General features: G+C 61.3%; 18 protein-coding genes. 14 read left to right on the top strand and 4 right to left on the bottom strand.

Annotation, left to right across the window (positions count from 1 at the left end):
- Positions 1 to 170 precede the first annotated feature (170 nt).
- From R6258_RS03765 to cyoD, 6 genes are all read left to right on the top strand, one after another.
- Complete coding sequence (locus R6258_RS03765; RefSeq protein WP_318447595.1) at positions 171 to 1,106, top strand: manganese catalase family protein; 936 nt, start codon at positions 171 to 173, stop codon at positions 1,104 to 1,106.
- 826 nt (positions 1,107 to 1,932) lie between these two features.
- On the top strand, positions 1,933 to 2,256 hold the full coding sequence (locus R6258_RS03760; protein WP_318447593.1) for a hypothetical protein: 324 nt from the start codon (positions 1,933 to 1,935) through the stop codon (positions 2,254 to 2,256).
- A 272-nt stretch (positions 2,257 to 2,528) separates the two neighbouring features.
- Positions 2,529 to 3,551 (top strand): ubiquinol oxidase subunit II, encoded by a 1,023-nt coding sequence (locus tag R6258_RS03755; RefSeq protein ID WP_318447587.1) that lies wholly within the window; start codon positions 2,529 to 2,531, stop codon positions 3,549 to 3,551.
- Complete coding sequence (locus R6258_RS03750; RefSeq protein WP_318447584.1) at positions 3,548 to 5,653, top strand: cbb3-type cytochrome c oxidase subunit I; 2,106 nt, start codon at positions 3,548 to 3,550, stop codon at positions 5,651 to 5,653. Before R6258_RS03755 ends, R6258_RS03750 begins: the two co-directional genes overlap by 4 nt.
- On the top strand, positions 5,650 to 6,273 hold the full coding sequence (locus R6258_RS03745) for a cytochrome c oxidase subunit 3 (protein ID WP_318447575.1): 624 nt from the start codon (positions 5,650 to 5,652) through the stop codon (positions 6,271 to 6,273). Before R6258_RS03750 ends, R6258_RS03745 begins: the two co-directional genes overlap by 4 nt.
- On the top strand, positions 6,270 to 6,620 hold the full coding sequence (gene cyoD / locus R6258_RS03740; protein ID WP_318447572.1) for a cytochrome o ubiquinol oxidase subunit IV: 351 nt from the start codon (positions 6,270 to 6,272) through the stop codon (positions 6,618 to 6,620). The genes R6258_RS03745 and cyoD overlap by 4 nt, the downstream gene beginning before the upstream one ends.
- A 13-nt stretch (positions 6,621 to 6,633) precedes the next feature.
- Here cyoD and R6258_RS03735 read toward each other — a convergent pair whose 3' ends face one another.
- The 4 genes from R6258_RS03735 to R6258_RS03720 form a co-directional block, all read right to left on the bottom strand.
- On the bottom strand, positions 6,634 to 6,771 hold the full coding sequence (locus tag R6258_RS03735; protein ID WP_318447570.1) for a hypothetical protein: 138 nt from the start codon (positions 6,769 to 6,771) through the stop codon (positions 6,634 to 6,636).
- A gap of 205 nt (positions 6,772 to 6,976) precedes the next feature.
- A complete protein-coding gene (gene pncB / locus R6258_RS03730) occupies positions 6,977 to 8,179 on the bottom strand; it encodes a nicotinate phosphoribosyltransferase (RefSeq protein WP_318447568.1) in 1,203 nt (400 codons plus the stop codon).
- Between the two features lie 190 nt (positions 8,180 to 8,369).
- Complete coding sequence (locus tag R6258_RS03725; RefSeq protein ID WP_318447566.1) at positions 8,370 to 9,158, bottom strand: sulfite exporter TauE/SafE family protein; 789 nt, start codon at positions 9,156 to 9,158, stop codon at positions 8,370 to 8,372.
- A gap of 48 nt (positions 9,159 to 9,206) precedes the next feature.
- On the bottom strand, positions 9,207 to 9,884 hold the full coding sequence (locus R6258_RS03720; RefSeq protein ID WP_318447560.1) for a GntR family transcriptional regulator: 678 nt from the start codon (positions 9,882 to 9,884) through the stop codon (positions 9,207 to 9,209).
- Between the two features lie 152 nt (positions 9,885 to 10,036).
- On the opposite strand from R6258_RS03720, the gene dctP reads away from it, so the two are divergent.
- The 8 genes from dctP to R6258_RS03680 all read left to right on the top strand — a co-directional run bounded on the left by dctP (position 10,037) and on the right by R6258_RS03680 (position 19,105).
- Complete coding sequence (dctP, locus tag R6258_RS03715; protein WP_318447558.1) at positions 10,037 to 11,035, top strand: TRAP transporter substrate-binding protein DctP; 999 nt, start codon at positions 10,037 to 10,039, stop codon at positions 11,033 to 11,035.
- A gap of 88 nt (positions 11,036 to 11,123) precedes the next feature.
- Complete coding sequence (locus R6258_RS03710) at positions 11,124 to 11,663, top strand: TRAP transporter small permease (protein WP_318447555.1); 540 nt, start codon at positions 11,124 to 11,126, stop codon at positions 11,661 to 11,663.
- The gene (locus R6258_RS03705; protein ID WP_318447553.1) at positions 11,647 to 12,975 is read left to right on the top strand and encodes a TRAP transporter large permease; all 1,329 of its coding nucleotides are present in this window, start codon (positions 11,647 to 11,649) and stop codon (positions 12,973 to 12,975) included. The genes R6258_RS03710 and R6258_RS03705 overlap by 17 nt, the downstream gene beginning before the upstream one ends.
- Positions 12,976 to 12,999: 24 nt before the next feature.
- Positions 13,000 to 14,358, top strand: a complete 1,359-nt coding sequence (locus R6258_RS03700; RefSeq protein ID WP_318447550.1) for a malonyl-CoA decarboxylase — start codon at positions 13,000 to 13,002, stop codon at positions 14,356 to 14,358.
- The gene (locus R6258_RS03695; RefSeq protein ID WP_318447548.1) at positions 14,355 to 15,884 is read left to right on the top strand and encodes a malonyl-CoA synthase; all 1,530 of its coding nucleotides are present in this window, start codon (positions 14,355 to 14,357) and stop codon (positions 15,882 to 15,884) included. Before R6258_RS03700 ends, R6258_RS03695 begins: the two co-directional genes overlap by 4 nt.
- A gap of 619 nt (positions 15,885 to 16,503) precedes the next feature.
- The gene (locus R6258_RS03690) at positions 16,504 to 17,169 is read left to right on the top strand and encodes an ABC transporter permease (RefSeq protein ID WP_318447542.1); all 666 of its coding nucleotides are present in this window, start codon (positions 16,504 to 16,506) and stop codon (positions 17,167 to 17,169) included.
- Positions 17,170 to 17,202: 33 nt separating this feature from the next.
- Complete coding sequence (locus R6258_RS03685; RefSeq protein ID WP_318447541.1) at positions 17,203 to 18,369, top strand: ABC transporter ATP-binding protein; 1,167 nt, start codon at positions 17,203 to 17,205, stop codon at positions 18,367 to 18,369.
- Positions 18,370 to 18,373: 4 nt separating this feature from the next.
- Positions 18,374 to 19,105: an ABC transporter permease gene (locus tag R6258_RS03680; RefSeq protein ID WP_318447539.1), complete on the top strand. Its 732-nt coding sequence runs from the start codon at positions 18,374 to 18,376 to the stop codon at positions 19,103 to 19,105.
- The last annotated feature ends 69 nt before the right edge of the window (positions 19,106 to 19,174 follow it).

Raw genomic sequence — 19,174 nt, 5'->3', positions numbered from 1 at the left:
ACCTATCATGGCCGATTTATCGGTACAGCCCAGCATTGTCGTCGGAGATAATTTAAATTTAGGTTAAACTCTTTGCCTTCATTTTCCATTTAAAAAACCAAGCCCTGTGTCTACGCTAAACAAGGGCACACGACGGTAGCGAAATCAAAAATCGAAGAAGGAGGAACTTTATGTTCCATCATGCAAAGGAGCTGCAATTCAACGCTCGAGTATCTGGCCCGGACCCCAAGTTCGCTAGTTTGCTTCTCGAACAGTTCGGTGGGATGAATGGCGAACTCAAGGCGGCAATGCAGTATTTCATTCAGGCTTTTTCTGTACGCCAGCCCTACCCCAAGCAGTATGACATGCTCATGGACATTGCCACTGAAGAGTTCAGTCACCTGGAAATCGTCGGCGCAACCATCCAGATGCTGCTCAACGGCGTTAACGGTGAACTCAAGGATATTTCTGAGCAATCCGAGATAATGCAGCTTGTCGGTGGCGGGAAGGCCGAGAAAGAAAGCATGATCCATGAAGCCTTGGTCAATCCGCAGTTCCTGGCTTTGAGTGGCGGCAGCCCCGTGCTTACCAATAGCCAGGGGGTGCCCTGGTCGGGTTCCTATGTCGACGCCAATGGCGATCCTACGGTCGACATGCGCTCGAATATCGCTGCAGAGTCGCGTGCCAAGATCGTCTATGAATATCTGATGCAGTTCACGAACGATCCTGCGGTCAAGGAAACGCTGCAATTCCTGATGACACGCGAGATCGCTCACCAGCAGATGTTCGAAGCCGCACTCGCCACATTGGAACCCAATTTCCCGCCGGGCGTCATGCAGGGCGATCCGCGGTACAGCAACCTGTATTTCAACATGTCCAAGGGAGAGGAAGCGAAAGGTCCATGGAACGAAGGTGAAAGCCCGCTGCTGGGCGAGCCCTGGCAGTATGTGGACGATCCGCAGAGCCTGGTGAACTCCACCAACGGGCTGCTGGATCAGCAGCCGGGCGAAGGAGCGAGAACCGAGGAGGAAGCTGACAAGAAGAGCAAGGAAATCAGCAAGACCAGAAGCAAGCAGATCAAGGACGCCGTTCCTAATGGCGCCAATCAGTGGAGCAAGTACGAATAATCCTTGCATCTATATCAACTGCCCACCAGTAACCTGGCGGGCAGTTTTTGTCTGTGAGTCGCTCAGCTCGCCGCTGAAAGCTGACGACAGCCAAGCGAACCGCACTTAACGATAAGTCGCCGGAACGAGACCATGAAGTCAATAATCGCATAACCATGCAAGGTTAGAGGTGTAGCAAGGATTGTTAGTTAACGAATCCCCATAAAAAGCAGCCGACATAGCGCCGGCTGCTTTTAAACGTTCGGCTTTTAGAACAAGCCGTCTTCCTCTTCCTGTTCCTGCTGACCACCCTGGCGCTGGCCACCTTGGCTTCCACTGAACAGAAGCTGCTGGTTTAAGCCTAGGGCAGAAATTAGCCTGAGGTTCTGTTTTCCTTTCGACTCAAGGCCCCGCGCTTGCTGAGTGCAATCGAGACGGCTGTTGTGATGAGTCGTTTCTTGAACACTGGCTCTCCTTTTAGCCTGACTTACGTGAACAGCATTGATAAATGCTGCCCACGCGGCTCACCGTAAATAACGAGCCACATAACAAAAATGTCAAAAAGCATCTTTTTTAACCGCGATTATGTACAGCCATGTGGAGACCGTTTATATGCATTGAAGGCCGTTCAAACAAAGTGAATTCTTAAAATTCTTAAGGTATTAACTTATCATATCGCAAACTTTTCAATGTCTTTCATCGAACCTTGCCACCCAATGGCCCGGGGTCGTCTCGTTCTGAAATGACGGTTCATATAGGGGCCCTCGCCACTCTCGGCACTTGCCCTTTCGGCAATTCGGATACTACCCTTCTAGAGTCTCTTGCCGAGTTGCAACAAGGAAGAATCATGTCGGAATCCAATGGAAAGGATGCGGGTAGCGCAGACGGCAAGCGCTCTACCGAAAGGGAAAAGAGCCGTCGCCTCGTTGACAAGGACAGGCCCGAAGGAGCAGCCGAAGCTCAGCCCACGAAAGGGCAAGACGCTGAAGTTTATCGGCCTGATGCCAATGTCGATAATGAGAAATCCCGCGACTCACGCAATACGCCGGGGCATAACACCTCGATCGACCAGACGCCTGTGCCAGGCGCCCAGGCGAGTGAACAGAAGGAAAGGAAGCGTCATATCGACGACGCCTCGGAAGAGGCCGATTCGGCGCGTCGAGACGGGTGATAACTGGCTCATTGCCTGATCAGGGTCCGGCCCGTGGCATCTGCGCTGGACGCTGAGCCACAACACCATTCAAATCTGTATCGGGTCGAGGTCGCCAGCTGTTCCTGCCTATTTTCAAGCGCTCGGAAGCGGGCAGCGAGGGCTTCGCCTGGCGACTCGGCTCGGAGATACACCGATAGATCACGCATAGGCGCCATGGCTGTCCTCCGTCATTACATGTTTTCCTGTCCAAAATGCCCCATAGCCACTCGGCTCCTAGCTGAGGAAATCCTATGAAGAGTCATGGCCGACCCGTATGGCCGGTTCATCCCGCGCGGGGTTGCTACGCTGGCCTGCTGTTGCTCATCTTCGCCACGCTCACGGGATGCAGTGGTGAGCACTTGGGTTTCCTGGATCCACAAGGGCCTGTCGCTGCGGCACAACGCAGTCACTACTGGTTCGTAGTGGCGCTGTCGATGGTCGTGGTATTGCCGGTCATCGTACTCACGCCCTGGCTGGTGTGGCGCTATCGCTACGGCGGTACGGCCGTCTATCGTCCCCGCTGGACGTTCTCCAAGAAGATGGAGTGGCTCATCTGGGGGCTGCCCTTTCTGATCGTGGCCGTCCTGAGCTATGTGCTGTGGACGGCGACGCATGAACTCGATCCATACCAGCCGTTGCCCTCCGCCAAGGAGCCGTTGCGCGTCCAGGTCGTGGGCTACGACTGGAAATGGCTCTTCATCTATCCCGAGCAGGGCATCGCCACCGCAGGCAAGCTGGTCTTTCCCGCCGACCGCCCACTGGCCCTCGAGCTGACCTCGACTACGGTAATGCAGTCATTCTTCGTGCCGGCATTGGGTAGCCAGATCTACGCCATGAACAACATGGTCACCCGATTGCACCTGGCGGCGGATGGACCGGGCGCGTTTCGCGGCCAGAACGCCCAGTACAACGGCAAGCACTTTCACGAGCAGCGCTTCACCGCCGAGGCCCTCGAGCCGCAGACGTTCAACGATTTCGTCGAGGCAACGCGTGAAGCAGGCATTCCGATGGGTAGCGAGCATTATGCGATCTTCAAGCATCACAGCACGCTTCGTGAGGCGGAACGGGCGTTAAACGGCAAGGCTTCCGATGGTCTGATCCGCTTCTCGCACGTGCCCGAGGGGCTGTTCGAGGCCATCGTCGATGGGCCACTGGTCGTCCAGGCCCTGCTGGCCTCCGAGCCCGCCGCCATGGCAGCCGAGAATATACCCGCCACGCTCGAGGCGCCGGCCGGCGCGCCCATCGTTCCGTTCAAGAAGGAGAAAGTTCAATGAGCCATCTTCTGGATATCCTTCTCGGCAGGCTCGGCTGGGATGCCCTGCCCTTCTGGGAGATGCTCCAGGAACCGACGACGTTCAACATCATCAACGGCACGATCGTCACCGGCGCCGCGTCCCTGGTCGTGTTCGGTGCGCTAGCGCTGGTGATCCTGATCACCTGGTTCGGCAAATGGCGCATGCTGTGGAGCGAATGGCTGACCAGCGTCGATCACAAGAAGATCGGCATCATGTTCATCGTGGTCGCTTTCGTCATGCTCGCCCGGGCGATCATCGAAGCCGTATTCATGCGCGCCCAGCAGAGCGTGGGGCTGGAAGGCGGTTTCCTGTCGCCCGAGCATTTCGGCGAGTTCTTCACCACCCACGGCACGATCATGATCTTCTTCATGGCCATGCCGTTTCTCACCGGGCTCATCAACTACATCATGCCGCTACAGATCGGCGCCCGCGATCTGGCTTTTCCGGTGATGAACTCGATCAGTCTCGCGCTTACCGCGGCCGGTGCCGCGCTGGTCATGGTCTCGCTGGTGCTAACGCCGTTTTCCACCGGCGGCTGGAGTGGCTATCCACCCTTCACCGAAAGTCCCTACAGTCCCGGTGCGGGGGTCGATTACTGGATCTGGGCGGTCACGCTGTCGACGCTCAGCTCGACGATGACCGGCATCAACTTCGCGGTGACGATCTACAAGAAGCGCGCGCCGGGCATGCATCTCATGCGCATGCCGCTGTTCTGCTGGACGGCCCTGACCACGGCGATCCTGATGATCTTCGGCATGCCCCCGCTCACCGTGGCGACCGCCCTGCTGGCGCTCGATCGTTACCTGGACTTCCACTTCTTCACCACCGATCTCGGTGGCAACATGATGAACTACGTCAACCTGTTCTGGGCGTTCGGTCACCCCGAGGTCTATATCCTCATCCTGCCCGCGTTCGGGGTGTTCTCCGAGGTCTTTTCGACCTTCTCGGGCAAGCGCATCTACGGCTACAAGACCCTGGTTATCGCCACCATCAGCATCTCGGCACTCTCCTTCACCGTATGGCTGCACCACTTCTTCACCATGGGGCAGGACGCCAGCGTCAACGCCGTCTTCGGTATAGCCACCATGCTGATAGGCATACCCACCGGCGTGAAAGTCTATGACTGGATGTTGACGATGTATCGAGGCCGGATACGCCTGACCATTCCCATGGTCTATGCGATCGGCTTCATCATGCTGTTCGTCATCGGCGGGCTGACGGGCATCATACTCGCCAATCCGAGCATCGATTATCAGGTCCATAACACGCTGTTCCTGATAGCGCATTTCCACAACATGCTGGTCCCGGGGATGCTGTTCGGCATGCTGGCCGGCTACAACTTCTGGTTTCCCAAGGCCTTCGGCTTTCGCCTCAACGAACGCTGGGGTTACCGCGCCGCCTATTCATGGATCATCGGCTTCATACTGGCGTTCTTTCCGCTCTATGCGCTGGGACTGCTGGGGATGCCACGGCGCAAGGTCGCGTTCTTCGAGCCGGCGTACCTGCCGTGGACCATCATCGCCGGCGTCGGCGCGCTGGTGGTCCTGTTCGCCCTGTTCAGCCTGGTCATGCAGCTCGGCGTGAGCATTCGCCGGCGATCCGACTATGCGGCACCCGTCGGCGACCCCTGGGATGGATTCAGTCTCGAGTGGTCGACGTCCTCGCCCCCGCCGGAATACAACTTCCCGGTGATCCCCCAGATCGCCAGCCGCGACCCCTTCCTGAGCGAGAAGGACCGCGGCCAGGCCTACCAGCGACCGAAGAGCTACGCCAATATCGAAATGCCCGCCAACAGCGCGCTGGGGCCAATTCTAGCCGTCGTCAGCTTTCTGATGGCCTTCGGCCTGGTGTGGTACATGTGGTGGCTGGTGATCGGCGGCGGGCTGATCGGTCTGGCAGCGCTGATCGGGCGTAGCTTCGTGCGTCGTACCACGCGGATCATTGGCGCCGACGAGGTCCGCCGCACTCATGAGCGTTGGCTCGATCAGGTGGCCCACGCCCAGGCCATCAAGCGCGCCGACGAGCGCGACACGGCCAACCAGGGCCTTGCGGTGCCCCCCGTGGAAGGAGCCGTGCAATGACTGCCAGGATCAACAGACACCCGGGGCTCAATCTCGGCGACATGCACGAGGAAGCCAACAACGCCAGCGAAAGCCTGGTGTTCGGCTTCTGGGTGTTCATGATGAGCGACCTCATCACCTTCGCGTTGCTGTTCGCCACGTATGTCGTGATGTTGGGCGGCATGGCCGGCGGGCCGGGCCCCCATGAACTCTTCGAGATCAAGAGCGCCTTTCTCGAAACGATGCTGTTGCTGGCCAGCAGCTTTACCTTCGGCATGGCCTCGCTCTCGCTCAAGTATGGCCGAACCAAGGGGCGGCTACTCGGCTGGCTGGTGCTCACCTTGGCGCTTGGGCTCACCTTCGTCGGTCTCGAGCTGCACGATTTTCATCTGATGGCGGCAAAAGACGGCGTGCCGAGCCGTAGCGGTTTTCTTTCCGCCTTCTATGCGCTGGTCTCGCTGCATGGCCTTCACGTGACCGGCGCCTGCCTCTGGTTGCTGACGCTGCTCGGTCAGATAGCCGTCCATGGCCTGGATACCGGAGTAAAGACCGGGCTACTGCGCCTCGGCATTCTCTGGCACTTCCTGGATATCGTCTGGATCGGAATCTTCTCGGTCGTCTACTTGGGAGGGCTCGTATGACACGCCAGGACTTGTCAGAACAGCAGAAAAGCGAGCGCTCAAGTGAACTGCGTTCGTACGTGATCGGTTATGTACTCGCGCTGATATTGACGCTGACCCCGTTTGCGATCGTCGCCTGGAGCGACCTGACACCGGTGACTCAGTGGTCGGTGATCGGGGCTTGCGCATTGATACAAGTCGTCGTGCACTTTCGCTTTTTCCTGCATGTCTCGTTAGCCAGGCAAAAGCGTGAAGACCTGCACCTGATACTCTTCACCACGCTTATTCTCGTCATCATGGTCGGCGGCACGTTGTGGATCATACTCAATCTTTACACGCGCATGATGCCGTCCATGCTGCCCTGGTGAAGTATCCCTATGCTCAGCCTAGATAAGCGGCGACAGTATCGAAAGCGGCACGTTGGGTTAGCGCCTGATCAGCCCAGAACTTAAGAACCTCCGGATCGAATTGCAGACTCTGGGCATCAACCGGGCGGACAATAGCAGAATAAGTATTCATGAGGACGCTCCTGATTAGGTGAGTCCTCAATATAATACATTTTTCTGCTGCAGAGCAGCATCTAAGACTAAGGCCTATTTTTTAGCAATCGCTAAACAAACAGTATTAACGGAGCCTGAATTACTTGGAGTTTGTTCATAGTCGCTGCGCGCCCGGAAGCTTCCTGCGCATCGATGGCGACTTCTATCGCCAGCTCCATGCCGATTCAATGCGTTACACCGAAGACACTCTTCAGATAGCTGACGTAATCGGCATTGCGCGATGTGGTCTTTCCCGGCTCATCGGAAATCTTGGCGACCGGCTGGCCGTTGCATGAGACCATCTTGATGACGATATTCAGCGGCTTGAGCCCTGGCACATCGCACGTCAGGCTCGTACCAATACCGAAGCTGGTCCTGATTCTGCCCTGCAGTGCCGTCTTGATCTCCATGGACCGATCGAAAGTCAGGGCATCGCTGAATATCAGCGTCTTGGTCATGGGATCGATGCCTAGCCCTTCGTAGTGGCGGATGCATTTGTCGGCAAAGACCATGGGGTCGCCGCTGTCGTGACGCAGCCCATCGAACAGCTTGGCAAAGTACAGGTCGAAATCGTTCAGAAACGCATCGAGCGTGATGGTGTCGGTCAGGGCAACGCCCAGATACCCTCGATACTCCTGAACCCAGGCTTCCAGCGCGGCTCGCTGGCTGTCGATCAGCCGGCTGCCCAGTTGCTGGTGTGCCATGACCCACTCATGAGCCATGGTGCCCATCGGTGAAAGACCGTGCCGACGGGCGATATCCACATTGCTGGTGCCAACGAAATTACCCGGGAACTGCTGCCCGAGTACGTCGATGATGGCTTCCTGAACGGGCTGGGAAAGTCGCCGGCGAGTCCCGAAATCGGCCAGATTGAATCCCTCGAGCTGTTCCGGCGAGTAGTTACGACGCAGCGTGTCCAGCTTTGCATGCAACTGCGTCACTGCCTGATCGATGGTCACCTCGGGAAACAGGACCCGATTACGTATCTCGCTGATGATCGCCAATATGACGATCTCGTAGAGGATGCTATGCGACCAGGGCCCGTCTATGACGATACACAGGTCGCTGCCATCCATGCCGACGACGACGTATTCCGGACTGAAGCGAAACAGCTCCAGAAAGCGAATGAAATCCGGCGACAGGTAAGGAAAGGAGCTCAGATAGGCCGACTCCTCTCTGGTCAATCTCAGCGTTGCCAAATAATCGATCTGCGCTCGTATCTCATCGACGTAAGGCGCCAGATCCTCCGCGTTGCGAGAGCGGAATTCCCACGTCACGCTGGCATTGGGGTACTTGTGGTGAACCCCCTGCATCATCGTGAGCTTGTACCAATCGGTATCCAGCAGAGAATTGATGATCGGCCCTTGCGTGCGGTAGGTGTCCGTCAATTCAGCCTCCGGTGCTTGCGTTAATCTGGAATTACCTATGAGCCTAGTTGGCAGCGACAGCCCGGTAAAACGCTAACGGGAACCGCCTCTAAAGCCTAGCGAGTCGCAGGTTTCGGCCGGCGCTTACTCATGCCGGGCCAGCCATTGACGACAGACCTGAGTGTCTGTTCTTCGGGGCTCGGCACTTTTTTCAGAGCAGGATCTTGAGTCCCACCAGCATGATGACCAGGGCGAAAAGCTTTCTGAGCAGGCCGGCCGGTAGCCGGTGGGCGGCGGCCACGCCGAGCCTGGCGGCCGGCACGCTGCACAGCACCATGCCGAGGAAGGCCGGCCAGTAGAGGAAACCGCTGGCGTAGTCCGGCAGCGCCGCGTGGCGATAGCCGGTCACCACGAAGGTCAATGCGCCGAACGCCGCGATGGGAATGCCACAGGCCGCCGAGGTGCCGATGGCCCGGGTCATGCTCGCCCCACTGCGCAGCAGCCAGGGCACGCTGAGCACGCCGCCGCCGACCCCGAACAGCGCCGAGAATGCGCCGATCACCGTGCCGGCGGCCGTCGTCTGCAGCCCACCGGCACGCTCGCCCGCCGCGGTCGGCATGCGGGAAAACAGCAAGCGCAGCGCCAGCAGGATCAGGAACAGGCCGAACAGCGTCTGCAACTGGGCGGCCGGAAGCACGCTCGCCAACATGCCGCCCAGGACCGCGCCGGCGATCAACCCCGGGAGCAACCGAACCAGCAGTGGCTTGGCGACGCCGCCGCGCTGCCAATGGCCGAATGCCGACGAGGAGCCGGTCACGGTAATGGTCGCCAGCGACGTGCCGATGGCCATGTGGGTCATGACCGAGGCATCGATGCCCTGCTGGGCAAACGCAAAGAGCAGCGCGGGGACGATGACCACGCCGCCGCCGATGCCGAACAACCCGGCCACGAACCCCGCGACGCCGCCCACCAATGCAAAGTACAGAAAAGACAACAACATGCCGGACCCCGGTTCCGCAATGGGTGGCTGGAAGAAGTGCTGGCCCGGTCAGGACAACTCGGGCTGCGTTGCCCGACTCAGGTCCTTGACGCTGGCCACCAGATCGCTGAACCGCTCGCCCTGGACCAGCACATGCGAGCGCAGTGCGTCCTCGGCCGCCTGGGGGTCGCCCGCCTCGATCGCCGTGACGATACGCCGGTGTTCGTCGAGCGACGACTGCATGCGGTGGCGTACCTTGAGCTGCAGGCGGCGATAAGGCTTCAGGCGCATCTTCAGGTGCCGGGCCTCGTCGGCGAGAAAGGCGTTGTGGCTGGCCGCATAGACGCAGCTGTGGAAGGCTTCGTTCTCGTAATAGTACTCGTCGGTATCGCCGTTCCCGGCGGCCTGTTCGCAGCGCGCCAGGGCGTCGCGAAGCTCGTCGAGCTCCAGCGGCGTGATGCGGCGTGCGGCGAGCCGCCCGCACATCCCCTCCAGCTCCGCCATGACCTCGAACATCTCGATCAGCCGGTCGATGCCGACCTCGGCGACGAAGGTGCCCTTCTTGGGTTGCACGGTGACCAGCCCGCTGGCCACCAGCTGATGGATGGCTTCGCGAACCGGGGTGCGCGAGACGTTGAACTCCTGGCCCAACGCTTCCGGATCGAGGCGTTCTCCGGGTGCGCGGCGCCCGTTGAGAATGTCGTTCTCCAGGGCGTCCCTGAGTCGCTGCGTATTCGATCGCTTCATGCCGCCCACGCGTCACCTCCCGGTCCGTTCGCCTCTGCCACCATGGTCTAGGGTCAAAAAATTGACATAAATATACTAGCACCGCTATTAAAGTATACATCAGCAAGCCTGATATATACCTAGCACAATAATAATCGACAGGAGACGCCACGATGAAATCCACTTCACTCCCGATACTGGCCGCGCTCGGCCTGGCCGTTGCCTTCAGTTCCGCCGCCTCCGCCGAAACCGTCCTGCGTGCTTCCCATCAGTTCCCCGGCGGCAAGGGCGACGTGCGTGACGAGATGGTCCAGTTGATGGCCAAGGAGGTCGAAGCCGCCGATGTCGACCTCAAGATCCAGGTCTATCCCGGGCAGTCGCTGTTCGACGCCAAGGAGCAATGGGGCGCGCTGGTGCGCGGCCGCCTGGACATGACCTCGCTGCCGCTGGATTACGCCAGCGGTCGCCATCCCGAGTTCTCGGCGACCCTGATGCCGGGCCTGGTGCGTAGCCATGAACGCGCGCAGCGCCTCAACGACTCCAAGTTCATGGACATGATCAAGAAAGTGATCAACGATGCCGGCGTTAAGGTGCTGGCTGACGCCTGGCTGGCTGGCGGCTTCGCCTCGAACAAGCAGTGCATCACCTCGCCGGACACCGTGAAAGGGCAGGCCATGCGCGCCGCCGGCCCGGCCTTCGACGAAATGCTGGCCACCGCCGGTGCGTCGATCGCCTCGATGCCCTCCTCGGAGATCTACACGGCCATGCAGACCGGCGTGCTCGATGGCGCCAATACCTCGTCGGGCTCGTTCGTCTCCTACCGCATCTACGAACAGGTCACCTGCCTGACCGCGCCCGGCAAGAACGCCCTGTGGTTCATGTACGAGCCGGTCCTGATCTCGCAGCAAAGCTGGGACAAGCTCAACGAGGAACAGCAGCAGGCCCTGACCGAAGCCGGCCAGAAGGCGGAGGACTTCTTTGCCGGCGAAGCCGCCGCGCTCGACCAGAAGATGATCGATGTCTTCAAGGAGAACGGTGTCGAGGTGGTCAGCATGTCACCGGAGGATTACAACGCCTGGCTGGATATCGCCAAGCAGAGTTCCTACAAGACCTTCGCCGAGAACGTGCCCAATGGCCAAGCTCTGATCGACGCGGCACTGGCCGTGGAGTGAGCCTACCCGCCCGGCCGTTGGTGCCGGGCGTTCGTCTTGTCGGCCGCCCTATCCAGGCGGCCTTTCACTCATTGATCGGGAGGGCGCCATGGCCCATACCTCGAGTCACTCTTCATTGCCCAAGCGTGGCGTGACCGGAGGCTACATCCACCTGATGGACAAGATGTCGGGCGGCCTGGCGGTACTGGCTGCCATCGCCCTGGGCGCGGGTGTCCTCGCCGTATGCCACATGGTCTTCATGCGTTACGTGCTGGACCAGAGCACCGTCTGGCAAACGGAATTCGCGGTGTTTTCCGTCACCGCCGCGATGCTGCTCGGCGCCCCCTATGTGCTGATGACCGGCGGCCACGTCGCCGTCACCGTACTGCCCGACGCGCTGGGCGGCCGCCTCAGGAAGGCCATGCTGCTGATCGCCTCGCTGGTCGGCCTGAGCTTCTGCATCGCCCTGACCTACGGCGCCTGGCTGTATCTGCTCGAAGCCTGGCACGGCGGCTGGACCACGGGGACGGTATGGAACCCGCCGCTGTGGCCGGCGCTTTTGCCCATGGCCATTGGTGCCAGTCTGCTCTCGTTGCAGTACGTGGCGGAAATTCTTCGCGGAGAGTCCGAGCATGGATCCAGTCACTAGCGGCATCATGATCGTCGTCGTGCTGATGGTGCTGATGGCCATCGGCACGCCGATCGCCTTCGCCCTGGGCAGCGTGTCCCTGGGCGCCCTGGTACTCGACCGGGGCATGGGCGAGTTGACCTATTTCGGGGAAACCTTCTACGGCAGCCTCGCCTCGTTCAGCTTCGTGGCGATCCCGATGTTCATCCTGATGGGCGCGGCGGTGGCCTCCTCGCCCACCGGGCGCGACCTGTACCGCTCGCTCGATCTATGGATGGGCCGCGTCCCGGGCGGTCTGGCGATCTCCAACATCGGCGCCTGCTCGATCTTCGCCGCGCTGTCCGGCTCGTCCCCCGCGACCAGCGCGGCGATCGGCAAGCTGGGCATCCCCGAGATGCGCAAGCGCGGCTATCCGGATGGCGTGGCGGCCGGCTGCATCGCCGCGGGCGGCACGCTGGGGATTTTGATTCCGCCGTCGGTGACCATGATCGTCTATGGCATCTCCACCGAGACCTCGATCGGCCGGCTGTTCATCGCCGGCGCCGTGCCCGGCGTCATGCTGGCGGTGCTGTTCATGGCCTGGACGCTGATCGCCTGCAAGCTGGCCGGCGGCTACGACACCCCGAGCCCGGTCACCCAGGCGGCCGCGCAGGTCAAGGAAAACGTCGAGGGCAATCTCAAGGCGCTGTTCCGGGTGCTGCCGTTCCTGGTGGTGGTCACCGGCATCCTGTTCGCCCTCTACGGCGGGGTCGCGACGCCCTCGGAGGCCGCCGCGGTCGGCGCCTTCCTGTGCCTGACGCTGGCCATCGTGGTCTATCGCATGTGGCAGGCGAAACCGCTCAAGCTGATCATGCGCGACGCACTGCGCGAGAGCGTGATGATCATGCTGATCATCGCCGCCGCGGAGATCTTCGCCTATGCGCTGTCGTCGATGTTCATCACCCAGACCGTGGCCGGCGCGATTGCCGATCTCGAGGTCAACCGCTGGGTGCTGATGGGCATCATCAACGTGTTCCTGCTGGTGGCCGGGTTCTTTTTGCCGCCGGTGGCGGTGATCGTGATGACCGCGCCGATCCTGCTGCCGATCATCCTCGCCGCGAACTTCGATCCCTACTGGTTCGCGGTGATCCTGACCATCAATCTGGAGATCGGGCTGATCACCCCGCCGGTCGGCTTGAATCTCTTCATCATCAAGGGCATCGCCCCGGATATCGCGCTGCGCGACGTGCTGCTGGGCAGCCTGCCCTATGCCCTGTGCATGGTGCTGGGCATCGTGCTGCTGTGCTTCTTCCCGAGCATCGCCACCTGGCTTCCCGACCTGATGATGAACTGATCGTCCACGACAAGAGCATCCATCATGAACATGAGCTTTCTGCAGGAGCTGTTCAGCACCATCACCCAGCGTGATGCCTTGCGTCGCAAGCGCTCGGAGGCCCTCGCACCGGTCAGTCACGCGGAACTGATCGCCGCCTGCAAGGCGTTGCTCGAAAGCGATGGCGAAGCCTCGAGCATCACCCTGGCGCGTCGCGCGCTGGACCTGTATGCGCGGCTCGACGAAGACAACAAGCTGCGCTTCTTCGAGCGCCTGACCAACGAGTTCTCCGCCGATCCGGAGCAGATCGACGCGACCTACCAGCGCTATCAGGCCTCGCGCGACAACCGCGACCTGCAGGCGTTGTTCGATGCCTGCGAGCCCAGCCGCCAGGAAGTCCTGCGGCGCCTGAACCTGACCACCGACGGCACCCACGAGCTGGTCGGCATGCGCGAGGACCTGCTTGGACTGCTCAAGGCGCACCCCGATCTGCAACCGGTGAACGCCGACTTCGGCCACCTGTTCGCCTCGTGGTTCAACCGCGGGTTCCTGGTCCTGCGACGCATCGACTGGAACACCCCGGCGGCGATCCTCGAACGCATCATCCACTACGAGGCGGTGCACGAGATCCAGGACTGGAACGACCTGCGTCGGCGGCTCGACGCCCGCGACCGGCGCTGCTTCGCCTTCTTCCATCCGGCGATCGGCGACGAGCCGCTGATCTTCGTCGAAGTGGCGCTCTATCGGGGATTGCCCGATCAGATCCAGCCGATCCTCGACGGTACCCACGGGCTCATTGAGGACCCCGAGAGCGTCGACACCGCGGCCTTCTTCGGCATCAGCAACTGCCAGACCGGCCTGCGCGGCATCTCGTTCGGCAATTTCCTGATCAAGCAGGTCGTCCAGGAGCTCAAGCAGGAGCTGCCCAATCTGCGCAACTTCGTGACCCTGTCGCCGGTGCCCGGTTTTCGCCAGTGGCTGGACGGCGTGCGCGAGAACGAGGATCGACTCGACGACGAAGCCAGCGAGACGCTGGCGCTGCTCGACGAGCCCGACTGGCACAGCGACCCGGCCAAGGCCAATTCGCTACGCGACGTGATCAAACCCTTGGCGGCCCACTACCTGTTGCAGGAGAAGAACGCCAAGGGCCTGCCACTGAACCCGGTCGCCCGCTTTCACCTGGGCAACGGCGCGGAGCTGCATCGCATCAACTGGCTGGGCGACGTTTCGGCGAAGGGCATCCAGCAGGCCGCCGGGCTGATGGTCAACTATCTCTACGTACTCGAGGACATCGAGCGCAACCACGAGCACTACACCACCAACGGCACGATCGCGCGCTCCTCCAGCGTACGCGACCTGGGGCGGCGTGCCCGGAAACTGCTCACGGGAGAAACGGAAAAATGAGCGACAACCTGTTCGAGACGTTTGCGGCGCGCATGCAGGCCCGCGAAGAGGCCCCCTTCATCACCACCCGCGATGGCCGGCAGTACTCCTATCGCGAGGCGCTAGCGCACACGGCACGCATCGCCGGCGCCCTGCAGGCGCTGGGCGTGGCGCCCGGCGACCGGGTGGCGGTGCAGGTCGACAAGAGCCCCGAGACCATCCTGCTGTACCTGGCGTGCCTGCGCCTGGGCGGGGTCTACCTGCCGCTCAACACCGGCTACACCGCCGAGGAGATCCGCTACTTCCTCGGCGACGCCGAGCCGGCGCTGTTCGTCTGCCGGCCCGACGACCTGGACGCCGCCCAGCGCGTCGCCGACGAGACCGGCTGCCCCCAGGTCGCCACGCTGGGCACCCGGGCCGACGGCAGCCTGCTGGAGCAGGCCGAGCGGGCCACCCCGTTCGAGACGATCCAGTCACGCGCCGACGACGACCTGGCCGCCATCCTCTACACCTCGGGCACCACCGGACGCTCCAAGGGCGCCATGCTGACGCACCGCAACCTGGCCTCCAACGCGGCGGCGCTGGTCGAGACCTGGCGCTTCAGCGAGGCCGACCGGCTGATCCACGCGCTGCCAATCTTCCATACCCACGGGCTGTTCGTGGCCTGCAACGTGGTGCTCATGGCCGGCGCCAGCATGCTGTTCCTGCCGCGCTTCGACATCGACACGATCATCGAGGAGCTGCCCCGCGGCACGACGATGATGGGCGTGCCGACCTTCTACACGCGGCTGCTCCAGGACGAGCGGTTGACGCGCGAACTCACCGTCAACATGCGCCTGTTCACCTCCGGCTCCGCGCCGCTGACCGCCGAGACCCACCAGGCCTTCGAGCAGCGCACCGGGCATGCCATCCTCGAGCGCTACGGCATGACCGAGACCAACATGAACACCTCCAACCCCTACGACGGCGCGCGCATCGCCGGCACCGTGGGCATGCCGCTGCCCGGCGTGGAGATCCGCGTCACCGACCGTGAGACCCACCAGCCGCTGGCCCAGGGCGAGATCGGCATGCTCGAGGTGCGCGGCCCCAACGTGTTCATCGGCTACTGGCGCATGCCCGAGAAGACCCGCGAGGAACTGCTCGAGGACGGCTTCTTCGTCACCGGCGACCTGGCGCTGGTCGACGAGCGCGGCTACGTGCACATCGTCGGGCGCGACAAGGACCTGGTGATCTCGGGCGGCTACAACGTCTACCCGAAAGAGGTCGAGCAGATTATCGACGAGCTCGACGGGGTGGTCGAATCCGCAGTGATCGGCCTAGCCCACCCCGACTTCGGAGAGGGCGTGACGGCGGTGGTGGTGCGCGAGCCGGGTGCCGATATCGACGAAGCCCGGGTACTCGCCTCGCTATCCGGACGGCTGGCCAAGTACAAGCAGCCCAAGCGGGTGTTCTTCGCCGACAGCCTGCCGCGCAACACCATGGGCAAGGTGCAGAAGAACCAGCTGCGTCAGCAGTATCAGGACACTTACGCGGCAAAGTCCCGCTGAGAGTTTGCATGACGGCCCAGCTACCGGATGGGATGCTGAAGCCCCTGGGTCTGGCGACCCAGGGGCCCCGAGCCGGTCGGCAATTGTCTCGACGAAATCTACGACTGCACGCATGTCGCCGGAGGTCCGAGCCAGGGCAAGAAGCCGAGACCATCACGGGGCTTGGCGACCCGCGGTGTCTGCGCCATCAATTAATAGCCGGTTAATGAAAGTTTGGGAAAGACGAGTACATCGATCCCCGTTTTCTGTGCCTTGGCTATTCAGTGACGATGCATATCGAAATTGTGCCAGGTCGTCCAGCACAATTGATTGGGGCGGTGCCTACCCTGTAGTGAGTATTAAAAGCGCGCATGGCCGCGATCCTTCATTAATTACCCAGGCATAAATGGCTGTTTCATCGCGTTTAAAGGGTACGGCCTGCGGTCGGAATTTCATCCTTTCATAGCACCATGAGTATTTAAAATGAAAGGCATTGCACATCCCAATGACCCACCCATCTTTAGCGCTTAAAAAGCGTGTTATGCTCAGCGCATAATTCGAAATTATAAGTGTTAGCCCATCTAGAAATGTACCCGCTCAAAAAAGGCGCTCGCCTAGAGGCCTATAGAGGGCAATACCTGTGGAACTCATACAATACGTCCTCGATAACCTCGAGCTGCTGTTCGACCTGACCCTGGAACATATTTCGCTGGTCGGGGTTGCGGTGGGCATCGCCACGTTGACGGGCGTGCCGATCGGCATCGCCATTACCAAGGATGAGCGTCTGGCCAAGGGTGTGCTCTACTTCGCCTCGGTCATCGTCACCATCCCCTCGATAGCGCTGTTCGGGGTGATGATTCCATTGCTGTCGATCTTCGGCTATGGCATCGGTTATGTACCTGCCGTTATTGCCGTGCTGCTTTATTCGCAGTTGCCGATCATCCGCAACACCTATACCGCGATAAACAACGTCAACCCGGCACTTCGCGAAGCCGCCCGCGGCATCGGCATGAGCCCCAACCAGCGCCTGCGCATGGTCGAGATCCCCCTGGCTGTGCCGGTGATCATGGCCGGGGTGCGCACCGCCGTCGTGCTCAATATCGGCGTCATGGCGATCGCCGCCTACATCGGCGCCGGCGGCCTGGGCACGCTGATCAGTCGCGGCATCTCGCAATCCGACCCGCGCCAGCTGATCGTCGGGGCGGTAGCGGTGAGCCTGCTGGCAATCACCGTCGACTATGCCCTGCTGGCCTTGCAGAAGCGCCTGACTCCCAAGGGTATGGAACGCGACGCCAGCGCGATGTAAACGCGCCCACTGCCGACTCGACAAAGGTTTCCCATGATACGACTCGATAGCCTCACCAAGGTCTTCGACACGCCCAAGGGGGCTGTCGTGGCGGCCGATCACATCAATATGGAAGTGCCCGAGGGGGAGATCTGCATCCTGCTCGGCCCTTCCGGTTGCGGCAAGACGACCACGTTGAAGATGATCAACCGCATCATCCGGCCCTCCTCGGGCAAGGTGTTCCTGGATGGCGAGGACACTACCGGCATGAACACCCAGGACCTGCGCCGCAACATCGGCTACGTGATCCAGCAGATCGGGCTGTTTCCCAACATGACCATCGAGGAAAACATCACCGTGGTGCCGCGCCTGCTGGGCTGGGACAAGGCCGCCTACAAGAAGCGCGCCCGCGAGCTGATGGACATGATAGCCATGGATGCCGAGGCCTTCCTCAAGCGCTACCCCAGCGAGCTCTCCGGTGGCCAGCAGCAACGCATCGGTGTCGCTCGCGCGCTCGCGGCCGACCCGCCGGTGATGTTGATGGACGAGCCGTTCGGCGCCATCGACCCCATCAACCGGGCGGTCATTCAGGACGAGTTCCTGAAGATGCAGGCCGAGCTCAACAAGACCATCATGTTCGTCAGCCACGACATCGACGAAGCCATCAAGATGGGCGACCGCATCGCGGTGTTTCGCGAGGGTAAGCTCGTCCAGTACTCCCCCCCGGACGACCTGCTCTCGGCGCCGAAGAACGCCTTCATCGAATCCTTCCTGGGCGAGGACCGTGCGCTCAAACGACTCAACCTGGTCAAGGTTCGCGAGGTGTTTTCCGACGACCTGGGCACCGTGCGCCCGGACGACACCCTGGAAACCGCGCTGTCGCGTATCGACGAGTACGGCTACCAGAACGCCATCCTGATGGTCAACGACCGCAACGAGCCGGCCGGAATGATCACGCGCTCGGTGGCCCGTACCACTCGGGGTTTCTGCCGCGATCATTTCCAGGCCGCGCCACCGGTGGCCGAGCTCGATGACGACCTGCGCAAGGTCGCCTCGCAGATGTTCGCCAACGACTCCACCTGGCTGCCCTGCGTGGATGCGCAGGGTCGGGTCAGCGGGCACATCACCCAGCGGGCGATGACCCACCACCTGGGTTCGCGTTATCGCTCGCGCCCCGGGGACAGCGCATCGATCCGCTCGGAAACCGCCACCAAGGAGTAAGCTCATGCCGAGTCGTTCGCTGCAACGTGGGTGCCGCTGGCTGCTAGCGATTGCGCTGTTTCTGGCCGGTGTCTGGGCGCAACGCAGCGGCATGATCGAGGAGTTCATTTTCTATCTCCCCGACGTGCGCTACCTGGCCGTTCAGCACCTGTTCCTGACGGCCGTGTCGGGTGGACTGGCCATTCTGGTCGCCGTGCCGCTGGGCATCGTCCTGTCTCGCCCCAGCGTCGACCGCTATGCCGAATCGCTGATGCAGGTGCTCAACGTGGGTACCACCATCCCGACGCTCGCCGTCCTGGCGCTGTCGATGAGCTTTCTCGGCATCGGCACGGTGCCGGCGGTCTTCGGCCTGTTCGTGGCGACCCTTTTACCGATTACCCGCAACACCTACGTCGGGCTCAAGGGTGTCTCGCCGGCGCTGATGGAAGCCGCGGCGGGGCTTGGCATGTCGCCCACCCAGCGCCTGTTCCGGGTCGAACTGCCCAATGCGCTTTATGTAATCTTCGCCGGCGTTCGCACAGCGCTGGCCATCAACGTCGGAACGGTACCGCTCGCCTTCCTGATCGGCGCCGGCGGCTTGGGGGAGCTGATCTTCACGGGTATCGCCCTCTACGACACCATCATGATGCTGGCTGGCGCCATCCCCACGGCACTGTTGGCGATCGCAGTCGACATGCTCATCGCCATCGCCGCCTTCCTGTTAGTCCCACGCGGGGTCAACCCGAGCCGTGCCTAGGAAGACCCATCACCCACGCTTGTGATCCGACGATCAACGCTATCCAACAATCAACGAAGGAGTGACACC

Origin of the sequence: Halomonas sp. HP20-15, assembly GCF_033446685.1 — a bacterium.
GTDB lineage: Bacteria > Pseudomonadota > Gammaproteobacteria > Pseudomonadales > Halomonadaceae > Modicisalibacter.
The sequence above is the reverse complement of the archived record's forward strand: the minus strand, read 5'-3'. Positions and strand labels throughout refer to the sequence as shown.